The organism is Enterobacter cloacae complex sp. 2021EL-01169 (genome assembly GCF_020733125.1).
Lineage (GTDB): Bacteria > Pseudomonadota > Gammaproteobacteria > Enterobacterales > Enterobacteriaceae > Enterobacter > Enterobacter roggenkampii.
Genome location: NZ_JAJFTC010000059.1, coordinates 1 through 644 on the forward strand (window position 1 = coordinate 1; position 644 = coordinate 644).

Below are 644 nucleotides of genomic sequence, written 5' to 3' on the forward strand. Positions count from 1 at the left end.
TCAAAGGTTCATATCACCTCGCCGGCGCTTTTCGCAGATTAGCACGTCCTTCATCGCCTCTGACTGCCAGGGCATCCACCGTGTACGCTTAGTCGCTTAACCTCACAACCCGAAGATGTTTCACTTCTGATTGCGAAAATTTGAGAGACTCGAACACACCTTTAAGATGTGTCGTTTCAATTTTCAGCTTGATCCAGATTTTTAAAGAGCAAAACTTCGCAGTGCACCTTTTCAGGTTCACTCTGAAGTTTTCTTGGGTTCGCAGTAAAAGATGGTGGAGCTATGCGGGATCGAACCGCAGACCTCCTGCGTGCAAAGCAGGCGCTCTCCCAGCTGAGCTATAGCCCCATCGTTTTGCAATCTCTGTACCGCTCATCCTTTAAAAGGAGTTTGGTAGGCCTGAGTGGACTTGAACCACCGACCTCACCCTTATCAGGGGTGCGCTCTAACCACCTGAGCTACAAGCCTGCAGAGATTTTTACTGCTGTTTTTCATCAGACAATCTGTGTGAGCACTACAAAGGCAGGTTCTTTAAGGTAAGGAGGTGATCCAACCGCAGGTTCCCCTACGGTTACCTTGTTACGACTTCACCCCAGTCATGAATCACAAAGTGGTAAGCGCCCTCCCGAAGGTTAAGCTACCTA

Annotated in this window: 2 tRNA genes and 2 rRNA genes; all 4 read right to left on the reverse strand. The window is 48.9% G+C overall.

Annotated features, from left to right (window positions below):
* Positions 1-102: ribosomal RNA gene (locus tag LLF79_RS26860) — 23S ribosomal RNA — on the reverse strand; the annotation flags it as partial.
* Positions 103-272: 170 nt separating this feature from the next.
* Positions 273-348, reverse strand: a tRNA-Ala gene (locus tag LLF79_RS26865).
* Between the two features lie 43 nt (positions 349-391).
* Positions 392-468 (reverse strand) — tRNA-Ile (locus LLF79_RS26870).
* A 69-nt stretch (positions 469-537) separates the two neighbouring features.
* A 16S ribosomal RNA gene (locus tag LLF79_RS26875) occupies positions 538-644 on the reverse strand; the annotation flags it as partial.